General features: G+C 71.9%; 18 protein-coding genes. 7 read left to right on the top strand and 11 right to left on the bottom strand.

Annotated elements, in window-relative coordinates; all coding sequences use genetic code 11:
* Positions 1-220: 220 nt before the first annotated feature.
* The 7 genes from OFY01_RS22235 to OFY01_RS22265 form a co-directional block, all read right to left on the bottom strand.
* Positions 221-1,015: an ABC transporter ATP-binding protein gene (locus OFY01_RS22235; RefSeq protein ID WP_266602657.1), complete on the bottom strand. Its 795-nt coding sequence runs from the start codon at positions 1,013-1,015 to the stop codon at positions 221-223.
* A complete protein-coding gene (locus tag OFY01_RS22240) occupies positions 1,008-1,943 on the bottom strand; it encodes an ABC transporter permease (RefSeq protein WP_266602659.1) in 936 nt (311 codons plus the stop codon). The genes OFY01_RS22235 and OFY01_RS22240 overlap by 8 nt, the downstream gene beginning before the upstream one ends.
* 92 nt (positions 1,944-2,035) lie before the next feature.
* Positions 2,036-2,881 (bottom strand): glycosyltransferase family 2 protein, encoded by an 846-nt coding sequence (locus OFY01_RS22245; RefSeq protein WP_266602694.1) that lies wholly within the window; start codon positions 2,879-2,881, stop codon positions 2,036-2,038.
* Positions 2,882-2,928: 47 nt separating this feature from the next.
* A complete protein-coding gene (locus tag OFY01_RS22250; RefSeq protein ID WP_266602660.1) occupies positions 2,929-3,708 on the bottom strand; it encodes a CDP-alcohol phosphatidyltransferase family protein in 780 nt (259 codons plus the stop codon).
* Positions 3,686-4,750, bottom strand: coding sequence for an iron-containing alcohol dehydrogenase family protein (locus OFY01_RS22255; RefSeq protein WP_266602662.1), 1,065 nt, complete (start codon positions 4,748-4,750; stop codon positions 3,686-3,688). Before OFY01_RS22255 ends, OFY01_RS22250 begins: the two co-directional genes overlap by 23 nt.
* Positions 4,738-5,490: a phosphocholine cytidylyltransferase family protein gene (locus OFY01_RS22260; RefSeq protein ID WP_266602664.1), complete on the bottom strand. Its 753-nt coding sequence runs from the start codon at positions 5,488-5,490 to the stop codon at positions 4,738-4,740. The genes OFY01_RS22255 and OFY01_RS22260 overlap by 13 nt, the downstream gene beginning before the upstream one ends.
* Positions 5,487-7,277: a DUF5941 domain-containing protein gene (locus tag OFY01_RS22265; RefSeq protein WP_266602696.1), complete on the bottom strand. Its 1,791-nt coding sequence runs from the start codon at positions 7,275-7,277 to the stop codon at positions 5,487-5,489. Before OFY01_RS22265 ends, OFY01_RS22260 begins: the two co-directional genes overlap by 4 nt.
* Positions 7,278-7,544: 267 nt before the next feature.
* Between OFY01_RS22265 and galE the strand changes: the two genes are divergently transcribed.
* The 3 genes from galE (at position 7,545) to idi (ending at position 10,536) form a co-directional block, all read left to right on the top strand.
* The gene (gene galE, locus OFY01_RS22270) at positions 7,545-8,537 is read left to right on the top strand and encodes a UDP-glucose 4-epimerase GalE (RefSeq protein ID WP_266602666.1); all 993 of its coding nucleotides are present in this window, start codon (positions 7,545-7,547) and stop codon (positions 8,535-8,537) included.
* A 191-nt stretch (positions 8,538-8,728) separates the two neighbouring features.
* Positions 8,729-9,664 carry a cation diffusion facilitator family transporter gene (locus OFY01_RS22275; RefSeq protein WP_266602668.1) on the top strand — a complete coding sequence of 312 codons (936 nt, stop codon included), beginning with the start codon at positions 8,729-8,731 and terminating at the stop codon, positions 9,662-9,664.
* A 278-nt stretch (positions 9,665-9,942) separates the two neighbouring features.
* On the top strand, positions 9,943-10,536 hold the full coding sequence (gene idi / locus OFY01_RS22280) for an isopentenyl-diphosphate Delta-isomerase (protein WP_266602670.1): 594 nt from the start codon (positions 9,943-9,945) through the stop codon (positions 10,534-10,536).
* A gap of 183 nt (positions 10,537-10,719) precedes the next feature.
* On the opposite strand, the gene OFY01_RS22285 is transcribed toward idi, so the two are convergent.
* Positions 10,720-11,238 carry an ATP-binding protein gene (locus OFY01_RS22285; RefSeq protein WP_266602672.1) on the bottom strand — a complete coding sequence of 173 codons (519 nt, stop codon included), beginning with the start codon at positions 11,236-11,238 and terminating at the stop codon, positions 10,720-10,722.
* A 195-nt stretch (positions 11,239-11,433) separates the two neighbouring features.
* Between OFY01_RS22285 and OFY01_RS22290 the strand changes: the two genes are divergently transcribed.
* Positions 11,434-12,210, top strand: a complete 777-nt coding sequence (locus OFY01_RS22290) for an enoyl-CoA hydratase/isomerase family protein (protein WP_266602674.1) — start codon at positions 11,434-11,436, stop codon at positions 12,208-12,210.
* Here the strand turns inward: OFY01_RS22290 and OFY01_RS22295 are convergent.
* Positions 12,179-12,832 (bottom strand): DJ-1/PfpI family protein, encoded by a 654-nt coding sequence (locus tag OFY01_RS22295; RefSeq protein ID WP_266602676.1) that lies wholly within the window; start codon positions 12,830-12,832, stop codon positions 12,179-12,181. The two genes, OFY01_RS22290 and OFY01_RS22295, sit on opposite strands and share 32 nt — an antisense overlap.
* A 67-nt stretch (positions 12,833-12,899) precedes the next feature.
* Complete coding sequence (locus OFY01_RS22300) at positions 12,900-13,868, bottom strand: GlxA family transcriptional regulator (RefSeq protein WP_266602678.1); 969 nt, start codon at positions 13,866-13,868, stop codon at positions 12,900-12,902.
* A 113-nt stretch (positions 13,869-13,981) separates the two neighbouring features.
* Between OFY01_RS22300 and OFY01_RS22305 the strand changes: the two genes are divergently transcribed.
* Positions 13,982-14,860, top strand: coding sequence for an SCO6745 family protein (locus OFY01_RS22305; RefSeq protein WP_266602680.1), 879 nt, complete (start codon positions 13,982-13,984; stop codon positions 14,858-14,860).
* Between the two features lie 100 nt (positions 14,861-14,960).
* Entirely contained in the window at positions 14,961-17,339 is a 2,379-nt protein-coding gene (locus OFY01_RS22310) for a Tex family protein (RefSeq protein WP_266602682.1), read from the top strand.
* A 98-nt stretch (positions 17,340-17,437) separates the two neighbouring features.
* Here the strand turns inward: OFY01_RS22310 and OFY01_RS22315 are convergent, their stop codons facing one another.
* The gene (locus OFY01_RS22315; RefSeq protein WP_266602684.1) at positions 17,438-19,075 is read right to left on the bottom strand and encodes an ABC-F family ATP-binding cassette domain-containing protein; all 1,638 of its coding nucleotides are present in this window, start codon (positions 19,073-19,075) and stop codon (positions 17,438-17,440) included.
* Positions 19,076-19,345: 270 nt separating this feature from the next.
* On the opposite strand from OFY01_RS22315, the gene OFY01_RS22320 reads away from it, so the two are divergent.
* A partial coding sequence (locus OFY01_RS22320; protein ID WP_266602686.1) for a M1 family metallopeptidase occupies positions 19,346-20,812 on the top strand: 1,467 nt, incomplete at its 3' end.

A 20,812-nucleotide genomic window follows, 5' to 3' on the forward strand; every position in this document is an offset into this window, starting at 1 on the left:
AGCTTACGTTGTACAACGGTCATCGCAGCAGCGGGGCGTACTGCACGTCACAACAACACACCGATTGCCTTCAAGATTCCTTACAGCCAACGAAGTTGGCACTTCCCGAAGTCGCGGCGCAACCTATTTGGCCGCTACAGGCATGTCACAGGCCCCACCGGACGGAATCCGGTGGGGCCTGTGAAGACGCAGTGGGCCGCCGGGCGGTTTACACGCCCTGTCACTTGCCCGTGAACTTCTCGTACTCCTTGAGCACCTCGGCCGTCGGGCCGTCCATCCGCAGCTCACCGCGCTCCAGCCACAGGACACGGTCGCAGGTGTCGCGGATCGACTTGTTGTTGTGGCTGACCAGGAAGACCGTGCCGGCTTCCTTGCGCAGCTCACGGATACGCTCCTCGGAGCGCTTCTGGAACTTGCGGTCGCCCGTGGCCAGGGCCTCGTCGATCATCAGTACGTCGTGGTCCTTGGCGGCCGCGATGGAGAACCGCAGGCGCGCCGCCATGCCGGACGAGTACGTGCGCATCGGCAGGGTGATGAAGTCGCCCTTCTCGTTGATGCCGGAGAAGTCGACGATGTCCTGGTAGCGCTCCTTGATCTGCTCGCGGGACATGCCCATGGCGAGACCGCCGAGGATGACGTTGCGCTCGCCGGTCAGGTCGTTCATGAGGGCGGCGTTGACGCCGAGCAGCGAGGGCTGGCCGTCGGTGTAGACCTTGCCCTTCTCGGCGGGCAGCAGTCCGGCGATGGCACGCAGCAGCGTCGACTTGCCGGAGCCGTTGGAGCCGATGAGGCCGATGGCCTCGCCGCGGTAGGCGGTGAAGGAGACACCGCGCACGGCGTGCACCTTGCGTACGCCTCGTTCCGCGTCGTCGGAGCCACGCTTGAGCATGCGGCTCAGCGCGGCGGTGGCGCTGCCCTTGCCCGCCCTGGTGCCGTTGACGCGGTACACGATGTGCAGCTCGTCGGCGATGACCGTGGGGACGTGCGCCCCGGCCTTCTTCTCGGGATCAGCCACGGCCGTACCGCTCCTCCGACTTCCAGAAGTAGATGAAACCGCCGACGGCGACGACCACGGCCCAGCCGAGCGCGATCGCCCACACGTGGTGCGGGAGGTTCTCCTGACCGTAGCCGTCGATGAGGGCGAAGCGCATCAGGTCCATGTAGACGGCGGCCGGGTTCCACTGCAGGACGTTCATGACCCAGGCCGGCCAGTGCTTGTCCGCGAGCATCGTGGGGATGCTGAACATGACGCCCGACATGTACATCCACGTACGCATCACGAACGGCATGAGCTGCGCGAGGTCGGGGGTCTTCGCGCCCGCCCGCGCCATGATCATCGCGATGCCCGTGTTGAACAGGAACTGCAGGGCCAGGATCGGGACGATCAGCAGCCAGGCCGGGCCCGGGTAGCTGCCGAAGGCGACCGCGATGACGAACAGCACGATCATCGAGAACAGCAGCTGCTGGAGCTGCTGGAGCGCGAAGGAGACGGGCAGGGACGCGCGCGGGAAGTGCAGGGCGCGTACCAGTCCCAGGTTCCCGGAGATCGCGCGGACGCCCGCCATGACCGACGACTGCGTGAAGGTGAAGACGAAGACGCCCGTCACCAGGAACGGGATGAAGACGTTCCGTCCCATGCCGCGGTCGGTGCCGAGGAGCTTGCCGAAGATGAAGTAGTAGACCGCCGCGTTCAGCAGCGGAGTAGCCACCTGCCAGACCTGGCCCAGCTTCGCCTGGCTGTACTGGGCGGTCAGCTTGGCCTGCGAGAACGCCAGGATGAAGTGGCGCCGCCCCCACAGCTGGCGCACGTACTCGCTCAGGCCGGGTCGGGCGCCGCTGACGGACAGGCCGTACTTGGCGGCGAGCTCGGCCGGGGCGAGTCCGTCGTCGGGCGACGGGGCCGCGGTCACCGCGACACCGCCGTCGTGCATTGTCTCACTCACAAGGGATCTTTCGTCTTCGGAACGCAGCCCGGTCGGGCAGGTCCGGGAGCCGTCGGCCGGGTTCGGTGCGCCTGCTCCCGCGTTCGAGCTTGTCAGATGACCGGGGGTCGGCCCAGTCTGGTCAGCCGCCACACCGTGCGCCACTTCATGGGGCGCCGCGGACCGCAGGGCGTCGTCCAGCCCTCCTTGAATCCGCCCAGCCAGGCCCTCAGGGCGGGCCCCGAGGGGCGGCGGGCGAGCGTCAGGAGCAGCCAGACGCCGAGGTACACCGGGATCAGCGGCACGGGCAGGTTGCGCCGGGCCAGCCAGACCCGGTTACGGGCCACCATCCGGTGGTAGACCGCGTGCCGCGACGGGGCGGTGGTCGGGTGGTGCAGCACCATGTCGGCGCGGTAGTCGATCAGCCAGCCCGCGTCGAGGGCCCGCCAGGCCAGGTCGGTCTCCTCGTGGGCGTAGAAGAACTCGCCCGGCAGCGTGCCGGCCTCGGCGAAGACGCGGGTGCGCACCGCGTTGGCGCCGCCGAGGAACGTGGTGACCCGCGAGGAACGCATCGGGTCGGCGGCGCGCAGCCTCGGCACGTGCCGGCGCTGGGTCTCGCCGGTGTCCGGGTCCGCGATGCGGAAGCTGACGATGCCGAGCCTCGGGTCGGCGGCGAAGGCCGCGCGGCACAGCTCGGCCGTGTCGGTACGGGGCAGCCGGCCGTCGTCGTCGAGGAACATCAGGATGTCGACGTCGGCGCCGCACGGCCCGAACGCCTCGATCCCGACGTTGCGCCCGCCCGGGATGCCGAGGTTCTCCGGCAGCTCGATGGTCCGCACACCGTCCGGGACGTCCGGCACCGGCGAGCCGTTGCCGACCACGACCACCTCGACCCGGTCGCCGTCCTGCCCGGCGACCGAGTCGAGCAGGGCGCGCAGTTCGGCCGGGCGGTTGCCCATCGTGATGACGACCGCGCCGACCTTGAGCGGCCGGCGCTGTTCCGTACTCACTTGAGCCTGCTCGAAGCGAGGACGGACACGAGGTGCAGCAGCGTCTGGAGCAGCGCGATGCCCGCGAGGACGGCGACGCCGAGGCGGGAGAAGAACAGGTCGCCCCGGACGTGGTCCACGACGGCGAGGACGAGGATCAGCAGCGACGCCTCGACGCCCAGGACGAGCCGGTGGAACTTGAGCGCCGCGGCGGCCTTGCGGGCCAGCGCCATGCCGGACGAGCGGATCTCGGAGGCGGCCTCCTTGACAGGTTCCTTGCCGGCCTGGTGCCGGGCGACGCCGACCAGGTCGGTCTCGGCCTTGATCAGGATGGCGCCGAGCGCGGCCAGCGTGCCCAGGAAGGCCCACAGCCAGTCGATCCGGCCCGGCCCCCACAGGTCGGCGGCGCGCAGGCCGAAGCCGACGAGGACCGCCGCGTCGCACAGGTAGGCGGCGACCCGGTCCAGGTAGACGCCGGCGAGGGAGTACTGCTTCTTCCAGCGTGCGATCTCGCCGTCGACGCAGTCGAACAGCAGATACAGCTGGACCGCGACGACGCCGAGCACGGCGCCCCACACGCCCGGCACGAGCAACGCGGGCGCGGCAAGGGCACCCGCGACGGTCATCACGTACGTCAGCTGGTTGGGCGTGACCTTCGTGTTCACCAGGTGGCGGTCTATGCGCAGCGAGATCTCGCGCATGTAGAGCCGTCCTGCCCAGTGCTCACCGCTGCGCCGGTCCTTCACACCCGCGGGGTGAACGACCGGGCGCAGTTCAGCTACCGATGGCTTTTGCATAGTCGGCGTAGGCGTCCCTGATCGCGTCGATGGACAGGTCGAGGTGTTCGAGGATGGTGTAGCGGCCGGGCCGGGTCTCGGGGGCGAACTCCACGACGTGGACGAACTCGTCCACGCTGAAGCCGATCTCCTCCGGGAGGACCGGGAGTCCGTGGTGGCGCAGCACGTCGGCCATCTGGCCCGCCGTGTCCCGGTCGCCGCGCAGGAACGTGGCGAAGGCCCCGCCGAGGCCGCACTGCTCTCCGTGGAGGGCGCTGCGCCTGGGGTGCTTCAGGTCGAAGGCGTGGCTGATCTCGTGGCAGGCGCCGGAGGCCGGGCGGCTGTCGCCCGCGACCGACATCGAGATCCCGCAGAGCACGAGGGACTCGGCGAGGGTGGTGAGGAACGAGTCGTCGCCCACACCGCCCGGGTGGCGCAGCACGGCCTCGGCGGCCTGCCGGGCCATCGCGGCGGCCAGGCCGTCGACCTGCTCGCCGTTCTCCCGGTTGGACAGCTCCCAGTCGGCCACGGCGGAGATCTTGCAGATCACGTCGCCGATTCCGGCCCGTACGAAGCGGACCGGCGCCTCGCGGATGACGTCCAGATCGATGACGATCCCGATCGGGTTGGGCACGCCGTAGGAGCCGCGGCCCGCGTCGTTGTCGAGCGTGGCGACGGGCGAGCACAGGCCGTCGTTGGCGAGGTTGGTCGCCACGGCGACCAGGGGCAGCCCCACGCGGGCGGCGGCGTACTTCGCGCAGTCGATGACCTTGCCGCCGCCGAGCCCGATGAGGGCGTCGTAGTGACCGCCCTTCTTGACCGAGTCGGCGAGCTTGACGGCACCGTCGATGGTGCCGTCGGCGTCGTCGAACCAGTCCGCGTCGGGGAAGGCCGGGGCGAAGCGCTCGCGAAGTGTCCGGCCCGAGCCGCCGCTGACGGCGAAGGCCAGTCGGCCGGAGGGCGCGATGCGCTGGTCGGACAGGATCGTCCCCAGGTCGTCGAGCGCTCCCGGCCGGATGTCGACGACGACCGGCGAGGGGATGAGCCTCGTCAGTACTGGCACGCGATCTCCCGCCCCTTGGCCAGGTCCTCGTGGTTGTCGATCTCGACCCACTTGACGTCGCCGATGGGCTCGACGTCGACCTTGAAACCGCGGTTGACCAGCTCCTGGTAGCCGTCCTCGTAGTACAGCTGCGGGTCGCGCTCGTAGGTGGCCTTGAGGGCGTCGGCCAGTTCGTCGGCGGCCTCGCCCTCGATGAGGGTGACGCCGATGTACTCGCCGGTGGCCTCGGCGGGGTCCATCAGCTTCGTGATCTTCTGGACGCCCTTCTCGGGATCCGCGACGACCTTCATCTCCTCCTCGCCCAGGGTCTTCACCGTGTCCAGGGCGAGGATGATCTTCTTGCCGTCGCCGCGGGCGGCGAGCAGCGTCTTCTCGACGGAGACGGGGTGGACGGTGTCGCCGTTGGCGAGGATGACGCTGTGCTTGATGGCGTCACGGCCGCACCACAGGGAGTAGGCGTTGTTCCACTTCTCCGCGACGTCGTTCTCGATGAGCGTCAGCTTCAGGCCGTACTTCGCCTCGAGCGCGGCCTTGCGCTCGTGGACGACCTCCTTGCGGTAGCCGACGATGATGCCGACCTCGCTCAGGCCGATCTCGGCGAAGTTCTTCAGGGTGAGGTCGAGGACGGAGAGCTCGTTCTCGGTCCCCTCGCCGACGACGGGCACCAGCGCCTTGGGGAGCGTCTCGGTGTAGGGACGGAGCCGACTGCCGGCGCCGGCGGCCAGGACGAGGCCGATCATGCGGGTTCTCCTTCATCGTGAACGGCGGGTGCTCCACGCTGGTGAGCGGAGACCCAGAAGCTGATGCTCTCGGCGAGCACCACAAGGGCCACGAGCACGGCGCAGACCGTGAGCGCGACCGTGAAGTCCGCGGGGGCACAGGCCGCGGCCAGCACGGTGACCAGTAGCGTCCTGCCCTCGTGCCCGCCGATCGCCCGCACCAGCCAGTGCGGGGGCGCCCCGGCGTCACCGCGGATGCGGTACACCGTGTCGTAGTGATGGTAGGCGACCGCGGCAACCAGCCCGAAAGCCGCGGGCAAGGCTCCGTTCACGTCCGCGCGGGCCGCGAGGAGCAGGATCGTCAGGTACTCGGCGGCCCGGAACAGCGGGGGCACGAGCCAGTCGAGGGCGCCCCTGAGGGGGCGGGCGACGGCGAGGCCCGATGTGAGGCAGTACCCGGCGGCGGCGACGGCCGGCCAGGGCCCGCCGAAGTGCGTGAGACCGCTCACGGTGACGACGGCCACCGCGCCGACGGCCGCGAGCACCGGGGCGAGACCGGCCTTGGCGAGCCGGCCCGCCCTGCCGACCGCCTCGGCGATCGGGCCGCAGTCCGCGAGGTCGGCCAGCGCCCGCGCGGCCCGGTCGGTCCTTTCCGCCTTGCGGGTCAGCGAGCGCAGCACCCGGCCCGCGGTGGTGTAGCAGGCGGCGAAGGCGCAGCCCACGAGCAGCGCGTAGAAGGTGATGCGGGGGGTGGTGAGTGCGGTGAGGACCGCGATGAGCGCCCAGCGTTCGCCGATGGGCAGCACGATCATGCGGCGCAGCCAGACGGTCCAGCCGACGCTGTCGAGCCGGTCCGAGAGCGCCGCCGTGGGGCTGGTGTTGGCGGTCGCGGCAGGATCCCCGGCGTTGGCCTCGTTGAAGGAGAAGTCGACCACGTGCCGACAGGTCTGCAGGATCATCGCGCCGAGCGCCAGGGCCCATACGTCGTCTCCGCCACCGCTCGCGTGAGCGGCGCCGAGCGCGAGGCCGGCGTAGTAGGCGTACTCCTTGGCGCGGTCGAACGTGGCGTCGAGCCAGGCGCCGAGCGTCGAGTACTGCAGCGAGTAGCGGGCCAGCTGTCCGTCGGTGCAGTCCAGGACGAAGGAGGCGAGCAGCAGGACGCCCGCGGCGACGAAGCCCACGCGGGTGCCGGTGGCCGCGCCGGCCGCCGCGATCAGCGCGGTGAGCAGTGACGCGGTGGTGACCTGGTTCGGGGTCAGGCCGCGGCGGGCGCACCAGCGCGCGACGTAGCGGGAGTACGGGCTGATGAAGTGTGTGGTGAAGAAGCCGTCGCGGGCCTTGACCGCGGTGCGCAGGCGGAACGCCTCGTCGTCGACGGCGGCGACGGCCTGCCGGGCCTCGTTGCGCGACTGGGGGTCGCTCGCCACGACGGCGACGAGTTCGCCGAGGTCGGGGCGGTGCACGGCGGTGCCCGACGCCTCCAGGCCGGCGGCGAGGGCGTCCGGGGTGATGCCGGACGCGTGGGCCGCGCGGCTGAGCGCCTGACGCGCCTCCGCCTTGGCGGTGACCGCACCGGGGACGGCGGCGACGGCGAAGCGGGGGTCGGTCAGGCCCAGACGCAGCGCGTGGACATGGCCCACGAAGCCGGCGTCGACGACGGCGACCCGCTCGTCGCCGGGGACGGCCGCGAGCGCCGCTTCGGCGTCCCGCGGCCCCGGGGCGAGCCGCACGTCGAAGCCCAGCTCCCGCAGGTCGCCCTCCAGGGACGATCCGGGAACCGGCTGACCGGTGACGATGGCGGTCGACAGACGAACTCACTCCTCGGGTGCCGACGCGTGGGCGCGCCGGGCTCATGCAGGGGAAATCGCCCGGAGCCGTGTGGCGGGACCGGCCGGGCGGCATGTCGGCAGAGGCTATCGGATGCCGGAGGGCGGAAGTTCACCGCCCGTTAACGGCCCGATCGACCGCCGTCCGACGTGCTCTGTGCCGGTGCGGCCGCGGGGCTCATCATTGTCGATCAAGCCGCCGCGCCACAAACCCGGGGACCGCCGCGTTCCGCTTTAGGGTGGTGCGTCATGACGTGGCTGATCACCGGCGGAGCCGGATACATCGGGGCACATGTGACACGTGCCATGGCGGGCGCGGGGGAACGGGTCGTGGTCCTCGACAACGTGACGTCCGGGGTGCCGAAGCGCCTGCCGGACCGCATCCCACTGGTGCGCGGTTCGGCGCTGGACGCCGACACGGTGGCCAGGGTCTGCGCGGAGCACCGGGTCACCGGGGTCGTGCATCTGGCCGCGCACAAGCAGGTCGCGGAGTCGGTCGAGCAGCCCGAGCGGTACTACCGCGACAACGTGGGCGGGCTCGCCACGCTGCTTCGGACGGTCGCGGAGGCGGGCGTGCGCCGTTTCGTCTTCTCGTCGTCGGCCGCGGTCTACGGCGATCCCGAGCTGCGGCCCGGTGAGCTGATCACCGAGGCGACACCGTGTGCTCCCGTGAACCCGTACGGCGAGACGAAGCTGGCGGGCGAGTGGCTGGTGCGCGCCGCCGGGCGGGCGCACGGGATGGCGACGGTGTGCCTGCGGTACTTCAACGTGGCGGGGGCCGCCGAGCCCGAGCTGGCGGACATCGGCGTCTTCAACGTGATCCCGATGGTCTTCGACCGGCTCGCGCGCGGGGAGGCTCCGCGGATCTTCGGCGACGACTATCCGACGCCGGACGGCACCTGCGTACGTGACTACATCCACGTCGCCGACCTGGCCGAGGCGCACCTCGCGGCCGCCCGCCGCCTGGCCGCCCCGGGCGCGGCCGGTGATCTGACGGTCAACATCGGCACCGGCCGGGGCGTCTCGGTGCGCGAGCTCGTCGACCTGATCGCGGAAGTGACCGGGGACCCGACGCCCGCGCTGGTCGAGCCGCGCCGCCCCGGTGACGCGCCGAGTGCGGTCGGCTCGTCCGCCCTCGCCGAGAAGGAACTGGGCTGGACGGCGACCCGTCCGGTGCGCGAGATGGTCGCGTCGGCATGGCGGGGCTGGTGCCTGCGGCACCCTCGGGCCGCCGCCGGGTGAGCCGCGCAGCGATCGTGTCACCGTCCTGACCTGCATCGATATGCCTTTACGTTTCCGCAGGTCAGGACAGTGACAACCGTGTTCAATGCCAGGTTTGGCGGATACCCCCACCCCGTAGTTCACTGAGATCGCCGCCCCGACCACGGCGGCACGCGCCAACGGATGGCGAGCCGATACGGAGGGCGGTTTTCATGGGCGTCGGGCACGATCACGGGCACAGCCACGGGCCCACGGCCGGGACGGCCGCGGCGGCTCACCGGGGGCGGCTGCGCATCGCGTTGTGCATCACGCTGACGGTGATGGTGGTGGAGATCGTCGGCGGTCTGCTCGCGGACTCGCTCGCCCTGATCGCGGACGCGGCCCACATGGCGACGGACGGGCTCGGCCTGGTGATGGCGCTGATCGCCATCCACTTCGCCAACCGTCCACCCAGCGACCAGCGCACGTTCGGCTACGCCCGCGCCGAGATCCTCGCGGCGCTCGCCAACTGCCTGCTCCTGCTCGGCGTCGGCGGATACGTGCTGTACGAGGCGGTCCAGCGGTTCATCGAACCGGCCGACACCGCGGGCGGCCTGACGATCGTCTACGGACTCATCGGCCTGGTCGCGAACATGTTCTCGCTCTCGCTGCTGGTCAAGGGCCAGCAGGAGAGTCTGAACGTACGAGGCGCGTTCCTGGAGGTCGCCGCGGACGCGCTCGGCTCGGTGGCCGTGCTGATCTCCGCGACGGTCATCCTCACCACGGGATGGCAGTCGGCCGACCCGATCGCGTCCCTCGTGATCGGCCTCATGATCGTGCCGCGCACGGTGAAGCTGCTGCGCGAGACCCTGAACGTCCTGCTCGAATCGGCTCCCCGGGGCGTCGACATGAGCGAGGTCCGGGCGCACGTGCTCGCGCTGCCGGGCGTCGAGGACATCCACGACCTGCACGCGTGGACGATCACCTCGGGCATGCCGGTGCTCTCCGCGCACGTGGTGGTCAGCTCGGACGTGCTGAACGCGATCGGCCACGAGAAGATGCTGCACGAACTGCAGGGCTGCCTGGGCGACCACTTCGACGTGGAGCACTGTACGTTCCAGCTGGAGCCCAGCGGTCACGCCGAGCACGAGGCGAGACTCTGTCACTGAGCCTGCCGCCGCGGCCGACGATCTCCTGACCGGTGTCCACGCCGTCAACGCGGACACGGCCGAACGCCCTGTCCGGATGGTTCGTTCGACCCGGTGCGGCCCCGGTCACCCGCGCGGGGCACGCTCTCCCACCTGCCCGCCCGAGGCGCCGGTGCGGCGCCTACGGTGAGTCACGCCCGGATTCCCGGCCGGGCGGGACATGCGGGGCGCGCGCAGCGCGGGGACTGTGCGTCCCGTACGGCAGACTTGGGGTTCGAGGACCGAAGCAAAGGATGGGCATGCCGATCACACCTGCCACCGCGGCGCAGAGCTCGCCGAACGGCGCGAAAGAAGCGATCTTGCTGGAACTCGTCGACGAGGAAGGCAGGACGATCGGCACGGAGGAGAAGCTCGCGGCGCATCAGCCACCAGGCAGGCTGCACCGGGCGTTCTCGGTCTTCCTCTTCGACGAGCAGGGCCGGCTGCTGCTGCAGCAGCGGGCCCTGAGCAAGTACCACTCCCCCGGCGTGTGGTCGAACACCTGCTGCGGCCACCCGTACCCGGGCGAGGCGCCGTTCGCCGCGGCCGCCCGCCGTACCTTCGAGGAGCTGGGCGTCTCGCCCTCGCTGCTCGCGGAGGCCGGCACGGTGCGCTACAACCACCCGGACCCCGAGTCGGGCCTGGTGGAGCAGGAGTTCAACCACCTGTTCGTCGGGATGGTGCAGGCCGCACTCGAACCGGACCCCGAGGAGGTCGGGGCCACGGTGTTCGTGACGCCCGCCGAGCTGGCCGAGCGGCACGCCCGGGACCCGTTCTCGGCCTGGTTCATGACGGTGCTCGACGCGGCACGGCCCGCGATCAAGGAGCTGACGGGCCCCGCCACGGGCTGGTAGGGCGTGTTTCGAAAGTGGCGTCGTCCGCCCGTGGGGCGGGCCCGGCGGCGTCTGGTGCGTGCGACCGCAAGGCGGAGGGCCGCCCCGACACTGGACGTATCGGGGTGATCCGACAACGCGGCGAGCGTGCGTGCCCGGCGCCGCCGGGCAGGCGGGACCTTCGAAACACGCCCTGGCCGCCGGTCAGGCCCGCGACGGCGCCGACGGTGGCTTGAGGGGCAGGGCGGCCCAGATCACCTTGCCCCCGCTCGCCGTCTGCTCCACGTCGCAGACGCCCCCCGCCTCGCCGGTGATCTCTCGCACGAGCAGCAGCCCGCGACCGCCGGTCTGGCCGCTGGTCGCCTCGAGCGCCGTGGGCCGGTACGGGTGCTCGTCCTCCACGGAGACGCGCACCCATTCGGCGCCGACCCCGACCTCCACGGCGAGCATCGGCGAGACCACGGCGGCGTGTTTCACCGCGTTGGTGACCAGCTCGGAGACGATCACCAGCAGCCCGTGGACCAGGTCGTCCGACGCGGGCACGCCCTGACGGGCGAGGAGCTCGCGCACCGCCCGCCTGGCCTGCGGCACCGACGCCTCGACGGCCGGGGCCGTGAAGCGCCAGACCCCCTCGTACGGCAGCGGTGGTCCCCCGGAAGGTCCTCCGGCCCTCCCGTGGTCGCTCATCGTCCGGTCGCCGCCCTTGCGCTCGATTGTCACCACCCCTCGAGTGTTGGGAATCCCCTGGCCCCGACCCGAGAACTGACCAGAAGTCAGCCACTATCGACGGAATTTGATCGTCGGCGCATGACCGGGACGGTCGGACGACAGGTCCTGTCCCGGTTGTTCGTCTTTCGGGTGCTCTTCAGCTTGTTGTACGGACTCGGCGGTCCGTCCGGGGCGGTTACGATCCGGGGCATGCCCGCTTCCGCACCTCCCTCGCCCGCCCTCACGCACACCGTGGCCGACGGGGTCGCCACCGTCGTCATCAGCCATCCGGCCCGGCGCAACGCCATGACCGACGCGATGTGGGCGGCGCTGCCGCCGCTGCTCGACCGGCTCGCGGCGGACCCCGCCGTGCGGGTGCTGGCTCTGACGGGTGCGGGCGACACCTTCTGCGCGGGCGCCGACATCTCCGGTCTCGGTGGGGACGCGGACGCGGCGCGGCGGCTCGCGGTCGCGGCGGAGGAGGCCCTCGCCGCCTTCCCGAAGCCGACGCTCGCCGTGGTGCGCGGCCACTGCGTGGGCGGCGGCTGTCAGCTGGCGGCCGCCTGCGACCTGCGGTTCGCCGCCGAGAACGCGCTGTTCGGGGTGACCCCGGCGAAGCTCGGCATCGTGTACGCGTCCTCGTCCACGCGGCGCCTCGCCGCCCTGGTGGGCCCCGCCACCGCCAAGTACCTGCTCTTCTCGGGTGAGTTGATCGGCACGGAGCGGGCGCTGCGCACGGGACTCGTCGACGAGGTGCACGCGGAGGGCGGACTGGACAAGCGGGTCGAGGAGTTCACGCGCGTGCTCGCCGCCCGCTCGCAGCTGACGCAGGCGTCGGCCAAGGAGTTCGCGGACGGGCGCACGGACCGGGACGCGTACTGGGCGGCGCAGGAGCGCGGCAGCGGCGACACCGCCGAGGGTGTCGCCGCCTTCCTGGACCGCAGGCCGCCGCGGTTCAGCTGGACGCCGGAGCCGGGTCGTCAGTGAACCGGCTGGCGTCGCGGAACCTGGCGACGATGTGGGCGGGGGCCTTGTCGGGGGAACCGGCGTCGTAGGGCGGCTGCGGGTCGTACTCGGTCATCAGCTGCACGGACCGCGCCGCGTCGTCGCCCGCGATCCGGCCGACCAGGGCGAGGCCCATGTCGATCCCGGACGAGACGCCTGCCGCGGTCACGTACTTGCCGTCGAAGACCACGCGCTTCCCGGTCGAGCGGACGCCGAGCTTGTCGAGCTCCTGGAGGGCGAGCCAGTGCGAGGTGGCCTCCCGGCCCTTCAGGAGACCGGCGGCCGCGAGGGCCAGGGAGCCGGTGCACACGGACGTCGTCCACGTCGTGCCGACGTCGACCGCGCGCAGCCAGCCGAGCAGCGCCTCGTTCTCCATCTGGTCGCTCTGTCCGGGGCCGCCCGGCACGACGACGATGTCCGGGTGCCGCACCTCGTCGAGGGTCTTGTCGGCGACGAGCGCGAGCCGCCCCGCGTCGTCGCGTACGGGACCGGCCTTCTCGGCGACGAAGACGACGTCGGCGCCGGGCATGGCGCCGAGGGTCTGGTAGGGGCCGATGGCGTCGAGGGCGGTGAAGCGTTCGTAGAGGGCGATGGCGATCTGCACGGGACTCCTTCTGCTCATGTGCGCGGGGCGGGGTGGCCGGGACGGCCGGTGTCGGCAGGTGATGGGCTCACGCCTCCAACGGGGCGCGGAAGCGGCGCCGGTACTCGGCCGGTGAGGTGCCGAGGGTCTTGAGGAACGCGCGGCGCATGGCCTCGGGGGTGCCGTAGCCGCTGGACCGGGCGATCTCGGCCACGCCGCCCCCGGTGTCCTCCAGGAGGCGGCGGGCGTGCTCGACGCGGACCCGCTCGACGTACTTGCCCGGCGTCAGGCCGGTCTCCGTCTGGAAGGCGCGGGCGAAGTGGCGCGGCGAGAGCCGGGCACGGGCGGCCAGCGCCTCGACGGACAGGTCGCCGTCGGGGTGCTCGGTGATCCACTGCTGCACCTCGCGCAGCGGTTCGCGGCGGGCCGTCTGCGCGGCGAGCTGGGCGCTGAACTGGGCCTGGTTGCCCGGCCGCCGCAGAAACACGACCAGGCGGCGGGCGATCGTCAGCGCCACGTCGCGGCCGTGGTCCTCCTCGACCAGGGCGAGCGCCAGGTCGATGCCCGAGGTGACCCCGGCGGAGGTCGCCACGTTCCCGTCGCGTACGTAGATGGGGTCGGGGTCGACCTCGACGCGCGGGTGGGCGCGGGCGAGCTCGTCGCAGTACGCCCAGTGCGTGGTGACCCTGCGCCCGTCGAGCAGGCCGGTCATGGCGAGCAACGCGGCGCCCGAGCAGACCGAGACGATCCGCCGGGCCCGCGGCGCGTGCTCCGTCAGCCAGGCGACCAGGCGCGGGTCCGGGTCCCGGGTGCCCTGTCCGCCGGGGACGAGGAGGGTGTGCGGGGCCGGCGCGTCGGCGAGGGCGTGGTCGGGCGTGAGGGTCAGGCCGCTGGAGGTGCGGACCGGGCCGCCGTCAAGGGTGGCCGTCAGGACGCGGTATCCGGCGCACGGGTCGCCGAGGGCGGGCCCGGCCCCGGCGAAGACCTCGACGGGGCCGGTGACGTCGAGACTCTGCACCCTGTCGAAGAGCGGGACCAGAACGGTACGGGGAGCCATGGACACGATTCTTCGGCGCGTCCCGCGTGTCCGCAATGGCGAATATCCCACCTTTCCTGCCATGGACGCCGCCTGCCGGTCCTCACGTACCAACCAGTCGGTAACATACGGGTATGAGCCCAGACCCGCGCCCGCGCGCCGCCCGCCACTGCCACAACCTCCTCAACCCGCTGCACTCCGCGCACTACTTCGCGCCCGAACTGGCGCGGGAGCTGGCCGCGGTGGGCGTCACGCATCCGCGCGCCGCCTATTTCGCGGCACGGTCCGCGGCCATGGGCGCGGTCGGCGCGGGGGCGGTGACGGCGGCCTTCTACAACTTCAGCCACGAGCTGGTGGCCGAGCACGTCCCCGCGGTGTGGCGGATCGCCTCGCCCGAGGCGGTGCTCGCGGCACGCGCGCGTGCCGTGGACGCGACTTTGGCCCGCCTCCTGGGGCCCGAGACCCTCACCTCCGACGCGATGGCCGAGGCGGCCGAACTCGCCCTGCGCGCCACCGAGGCGTGCACGCGACACGCCCGGGCTCTGTACGCGGCCCACGCCGATCTGCCGGTCCCCGAAGCGCCGCACATGGCGTACTGGCACGCGACGACGCTGCTGCGCGAGCACCGCGGCGACGGCCACCTGGCGGCACTCCTCGACGCCGGGCTCGACCCGGTGGAGGCGCTCGTCAGCCATGTCGCGACCGGTAAGGGCATGGCCCCCAAGTGGCTGCTCGCCACGCGCGGCTGGAACGAGGACGACTACGCGGCGGCGGCCGGGCGGCTGCGGGCGCGCGGGCTGCTCACGGACGACGAGGAGCCGACGCTGACCGAGGAGGGCGCCCGCCTGCGCGCCGCCGTCGAGGAGCGCACGGACGCCCTCGACCAGGCGCCGTACGAGCACCTCGGGGAGGCCGGCGTGGCGCGGCTGACCGAGCTGGCCACGGCCTTCGTCGGCACCGCGCTGGCGAACGGCGCGTTCCCCGCCGACCTGATCGGCAAGGCCACGGCCTGACCGGCCGGGCGGGCCGCGGGTCCGTGCCCTGATCCCCCGTTGTCGGCGCCACCTGCCACAATTGCGGCGCAAGCTCATTCGACTGAGGCGGTACGGGATCGTGGCGACACCCACTGTTGGGTCCATCGAAGGCAGGATTGCCGAGGAACTCGGCGTACGGGAGCGGCAGGTGAAGGCCGCCGTGGACCTCCTTGACGGCGGTTCGACGGTGCCCTTCATCGCCCGCTACCGCAAGGAGGCGACGGAGTCGCTGGACGACGCCCAGCTGCGCACCCTGGAGGAGCGGCTGCGGTACCTGCGCGAGCTGGAGGAGCGGCGCGCCGCCGTGCTGGACTCGGTGCGCGAGCAGGGCAAGCTCACCGGCGAGCTGGAGGCTCAGATCCTCGCCGCCGACACCAAGGCGCGCCTTGAGGACATCTACCTGCCGTTCAAGCCGAAGCGGCGCACCAAGGCGCAGATCGCGCGCGAGGCGGGGCTCGAACCGCTCGCCGACGGGCTGCTCGCCGACCCGACCGTGGAACCGGCGGCCGCCGCGGCCGCGTTCGTGGACGCCGACAAGGGCGTCGCCGACGCGCAGGCAGCGCTCGACGGCGCCCGGGCGATCCTCACGGAGCGGTTCTCCGAGGACGCCGACCTGATCGGCGAGCTGCGCGAGCGGATGTGGACGCGCGGGCGGCTCGCGGCGAAGGTCAAGGAAGGCAAGGCGGAGGCGGGCGCCAAGTTCGCCGACTACTTCGACTGCGCCGAGCCGTTCACCGAGCTGCCCTCGCACCGGGTCCTGGCGATGCTGCGCGGCGAGAAGGAGGACGTGCTCGAACTCGCCCTGGAGCCCGAGGAGCCGTCCGCCGACGACACCCCGGCCGCGCCCGGCACCTCTTCGTCGTACGAGCCGATCATCGCCGACCGGTTCGGGATCCGGAACCAGGGGCGTGCGGCGGACAAGTGGCTCGCCGACACGGTCCGCTGGGCCTGGCGCACCCGCATCCTCGTGCGCCTCGGCCTCGACCTGCGGCTGCGGCTGCGCACGGCCGCCGAGGACGAGGCGGTCAAGGTGTTCGCGGCCAACCTGCGGGACCTGCTGCTCGCCGCCCCGGCGGGCACGCGGGCGACGCTGGGGCTCGACCCCGGGTTCCGTACGGGTGTGAAGGTCGCGGTCGTCGACGCGACGGGCAAGGTCGTGGCCACCGATGTCATCCACCCGCACGTTCCGGCCAACCGCTGGGACGAGTCGCTCGCCAAACTGGCGGAGCTGGCCGAGCGGCACGCGGTCGACCTGATCGCGATCGGCAACGGCACGGCATCCCGCGAGACCGACAAGCTCGCCGGTGAACTCATCGCCAAGCACCCGGAGTTGAAGCTCACCAAGGTGATGGTGAGCGAGGCGGGCGCCTCGGTCTACTCGGCCTCCGCCTTCGCCTCGCAGGAACTGCCGGACATGGACGTGTCGCTGCGCGGCGCGGTCTCGATCGCCCGGCGCCTGCAGGACCCGCTGGCCGAGCTGGTCAAGATCGACCCGAAGTCGATCGGGGTCGGCCAGTACCAGCACGACCTGAGCGAGACCAAGCTGTCGCGCTCGCTCGACGCCGTGGTCGAGGACTGCGTGAACGGCGTGGGGGTCGACGTGAACACGGCGTCAGCGCCGCTGCTCGCGCGCGTGTCGGGCATCGGCGCCGGACTCGCCGAGAACATCGTGGCGCACCGCGACGCCAACGGCCCGTTCACCAACCGCAAGGGCCTCAAGGACGTCGCCCGGCTCGGCCCGAAGGCGTACGAGCAGTGCGCGGGCTTCCTGCGCATCCGCGGCGACGACCCGCTGGACGCGTCCTCCGTGCACCCGGAGGCGTACCCGGTGGTGCGGCGCATGGCGAAGGCGACCGGCGGCGAGGTCGGCGCACTGATCGGTGACACGGGGACACTGCGCTCGCTGAGGCCGGGCGACTTCGTCGACGAGACGTTCGGTCTGCCGACGGTGACGGACATCCTCAAGGAGCTGGAGAAGCCGGGACGCGACCCGCGGCCCGCGTTCAGGACGGCCGTCTTCAAGGAGGGCGTCGAGAAGATCTCCGACCTGGAGCCGGGCATGGTCCTGGAGGGCGTCGTGACGAACGTCGCGGCGTTCGGGGCGTTCATCGACGTCGGCGTGCACCAGGACGGCCTCGCGCATGTGTCGGCCCTGTCGCGGACCTTCGTGAAGGACCCGCGCGATGTCGTCAAGCCCGGTGACATCGTCAAGGCCAAGGTCCTGGACGTCGACGTGCCGCGCAAGCGGATCTCGCTGACGCTGCGGCTCGACGACGACGCCTCCGGCGGCCGGGCGGAGCGGGGTGACCGGGGTGACCGGAAGCCGCCGCGGCAGAAGTCGTCTTCGTCGGGTGGGCGGGGATCCGGTGGCCGGGGTGGCAAGGGGCGGCAGGGTGGCGCGCCCACCCCCGCCAACTCGGCCATGGCCGACGCGCTGCGGAAGGCCGGGCTCGCCTGAGGCTGAGCGCCGTCCGGGTCTTGTCCGTGGGGAACTGCGGGTCCGTCGTGGCCGGTCGCGCGGTTCCCCGCGCTCCTTCTTGCGCCGTTCCCGCGGCCCTAGAGTTCGCTCACCTTTCCCTCAGCCACCTCGAAGCGCCTGGTCGTGCGGACCGCGGACAGCATCCTCCGGTCGTGCGTGACCAGGAGCAGCGTGCCCTGGTAGCTCTCCAGGGCCGACTCCAGCTGCTCGATCGCCGGGAGGTCGAGGTGGTTGGTCGGCTCGTCGAGGACCAGCAGGTTGACGCCCCTGCCCTGGAGCAGGGCGAGGGCGGCGCGGGTGCGTTCTCCCGGTGAGAGTGTCACCGCGGGGCGCAGCACATGACCGGCCTTGAGGCCGAACTTGGCGAGCAGGGTGCGCACGTCGGCCGGTTCGGTGTCGGGAACCGCCGCGCCGAACGCGTCGAGCAGTGTCTGCGGTCCGTGGAACAGGGCGCGTGCCTGGTCGATCTCCCCCACCACGACGCCGGGACCGAGCGTCGCCTGCCCCGCGTCGAGGGCGGTACGGCCCAGCAGCGCGGCGAGGAGGGTCGACTTGCCGGAGCCGTTGGCCCCGGTGATCGCGACGCGGTCCGCCCAGTCGATCTGGAGCGTGACCGGGCCGAGCCGGAAGTCGCCACGGCGCAGCTCGGCGTCGCGCAGCGCGGCCACCACGGCGCCCGAGCGGGGCGCCGCCGCGATCTCCATGCGCAGCTCCCACTCCTTGCGGGGCTCCTCGACGACATCCAGGCGTTCGATCATGCGCTGCGTCTGGCGTGCCTTGGCCGCCTGCTTCTCGCTCGCGTCGCTGCGGAACTTGCGACCGATCTTGTCGCTGTCGGTCGCCTTGCGGCGGGCGTTCTTGACGCCCTTGTCCATCCAGGTGCGCTGCATCTGGGCGCGCCCTTCGAGCGCCGCCTTCTTGTCCGCGTACTCCTCGTACTCGTCGCGCGCGTGCCGCCGCGCGACCTCACGTTCCTCCAGGTAGGCGTCGTAGCCGCCGCCGTAGAGGTTGATCTGCTGCTGGGCGAGGTCGAGTTCGAGGATCTTGGTGACGGTCCGGGTGAGGAACTCGCGGTCGTGGCTGACGACGACGGTGCCCGCGCGCAGGCCCCGCACGAAGGTCTCCAGGCGTTCCAGGCCGTCCAGGTCGAGGTCGTTGGTCGGCTCGTCCAGGAGGAAGACGTCATAGCGGGACAGGAGGAGGGAGGCGAGGCCCGCGCGTGCCGCCTGGCCGCCGGACAGGGTCGTCATGGCCTGGTCGAGGCCGACGCTCAGGCCGAGCTGGCCCGCGACCTCCTCGGCGCGCTCGTCCAGGTCGGCGCCGCCCAGATGCAGCCAGCGTTCCAGGCTCGTCGCGTACGCGTCGTCGGCGCCTGGCGCGCCGTCGACCAGGGCCTGGGTGGCGGCGTCCATCGCGCGCTGGGCGTCGGCGACGCCGGTGCGGCGGGCCAGGAACGCGCGGACCGTCTCGCCGGGCCTGCGCTCCGGCTCCTGCGGAAGGTGGCCGACGGCCGCGGTCGGCGGGGACAGCCGCAGCTCGCCGTCCTCCGGGGCGCTCAGGCCCGCGAGGAGGCGCAGCAGGGTGGATTTGCCCGCACCGTTGGCGCCGACGAGCCCGATCACGTCGCCGGGCGCGACGACGAGGTCGAGCCCGCCGAACAGGGAGCGGTCACCGTGTCCCGCGGCGAGGTTCTTGGCTACGAGGGTGGCAGTCATCAAGGGGGATCCTATGCGGCCCGACCAGGTCGGACTCGGGCGGCCACGTGTCCGGGCCGGGTGGCGGAGCCCCTGTTCCCCGTGGGCGGGCCGGCGGGCGTGGTGAGGCCGCGCAACCGTGCGGGCCGAGACGCCGGGCGGAGGTGGCGCATGTCGGCCGAATGGCGATCGTGTGGCGGCGGGGGCCGTGGACACGACCGGGGCGCCCGGTGCTGAATGGGCTCGCGGACGGCGTCAACCCCCGTCCGGACCCGACGACTTGGAGCATCCGTGTACCGCAGACTCATCGTTCCCGGCGCACTCGCGGCCTCCCTCGTGCTGGCGATCCCGGCATCGGCCGCCGACTTCGAGCCGGGAGCGCCGGGCATCGGCGACCCCTACTACCCGACGTACGGGAACGGCGGCTACGACGTCTCCCACTACGATCTGCACCTCACCTACCAGCCGAAGACGGATCTGCTGCGGGGCACGGCGACGATCCTCGCCTCCGCCACGCAGGACCTGTCCCGCTTCGACCTCGACTTCGGACTGACCGCGAGCGAGGTGCGGGTCAACGGCGAGAAGGCGCGCTTCGCCACGTCGGGCGTGCAGGAGCTGCAGATCACGCCGCCGTCGGGGCTGCCGAAGGGCTCGCCCTTCACGGTGGTCGTCAAGTACTCCGGCAAGCCGTCGAAGGTGCAGCTGTGGGGTTTCACGTCCTGGCAGCGCACCCCGGACGGCGGTGTGGCCGCCAACGAGCCGGAGGCTGCGGCCTGGTGGTTCCCGTCCAACGACCACCCCCGCGACAAGGCGACGTACGACGTGTCGGTGGCCGTGCCCGACGGCACCCAGGCGATCTCCAACGGGACGCTGCAGTCGAAGACGTCGAGGCTGGGCTGGACCCGCTTCGACTGGCGCTCGCACAAGCCGCAGGCGACGTATCTGGCGACGCTCGCGGTCGGCAAGTTCGACATCACGACCGGGAGGACGGCCGACGGGCTGCCGGTCGTCAACGCCTACAGCAAGGATCTGGGCGACGACTACGGCGCCGCGAAGGCGAGCGTGGAACGCACCGGCGAGGTCACCGAGTGGCTGGAGTCGGTGTTCGGGCCCTACCCCTACGACGCGGTCGGCGGATACGTGCCGAACGTGCCGAGCCACTTCGCGCTCGAGACGCAGACCCGCCCGTTCTACAGCCCGGCCCAGTTCAGGAACGGCGCCAACGTGTCGGTGATCGTGCACGAGCTGGCCCACCAGTGGTACGGCGACTCCGTCTCCGTCGCCGGCTGGAAGGACATCTGGCTCAACGAGGGCTTCGCCACCTACGCGCAGTGGCTGTGGTCGGAGAAGGAGGGCGACGGTACCGCGCAGCAGCTCGCCGACTACGCGTACGCGCGGCACCCGGCGAGCGACCCGTTCTGGACGGTGAAGCCGGGCGACCCCGGCCCGGACAAGCAGTTCGACGCCGCCGTGTACGACCGGGGGGCGATGGCCATCCAGGCGTTGCGCAACGCGGTGGGCGACAAGGACTTCTTCGCGATTCTGAAGGGCTGGCCGCGCGTGCGCCGGTACGGCAACGCGAAGATCTCGGACTTCGTGGCGTACGCGGAGAAGGTGTCGGGCAAGCCGTTGGCCTCGCTGTTCGACACATGGCTCTATCAGCCCTCGCGGCCCGAGGCGCCCGCGCTGCGCAGCGCGTTCGCGGTGGAACGGCCCGCGTCGTGGCGGCGGATCGAGGCCGCGCACGCCTGCGCCGGG

Origin of the sequence: Streptomyces beihaiensis (assembly GCF_026274175.1) — a bacterium.
Taxonomy (GTDB): domain Bacteria; phylum Actinomycetota; class Actinomycetes; order Streptomycetales; family Streptomycetaceae; genus Streptomyces; species Streptomyces beihaiensis.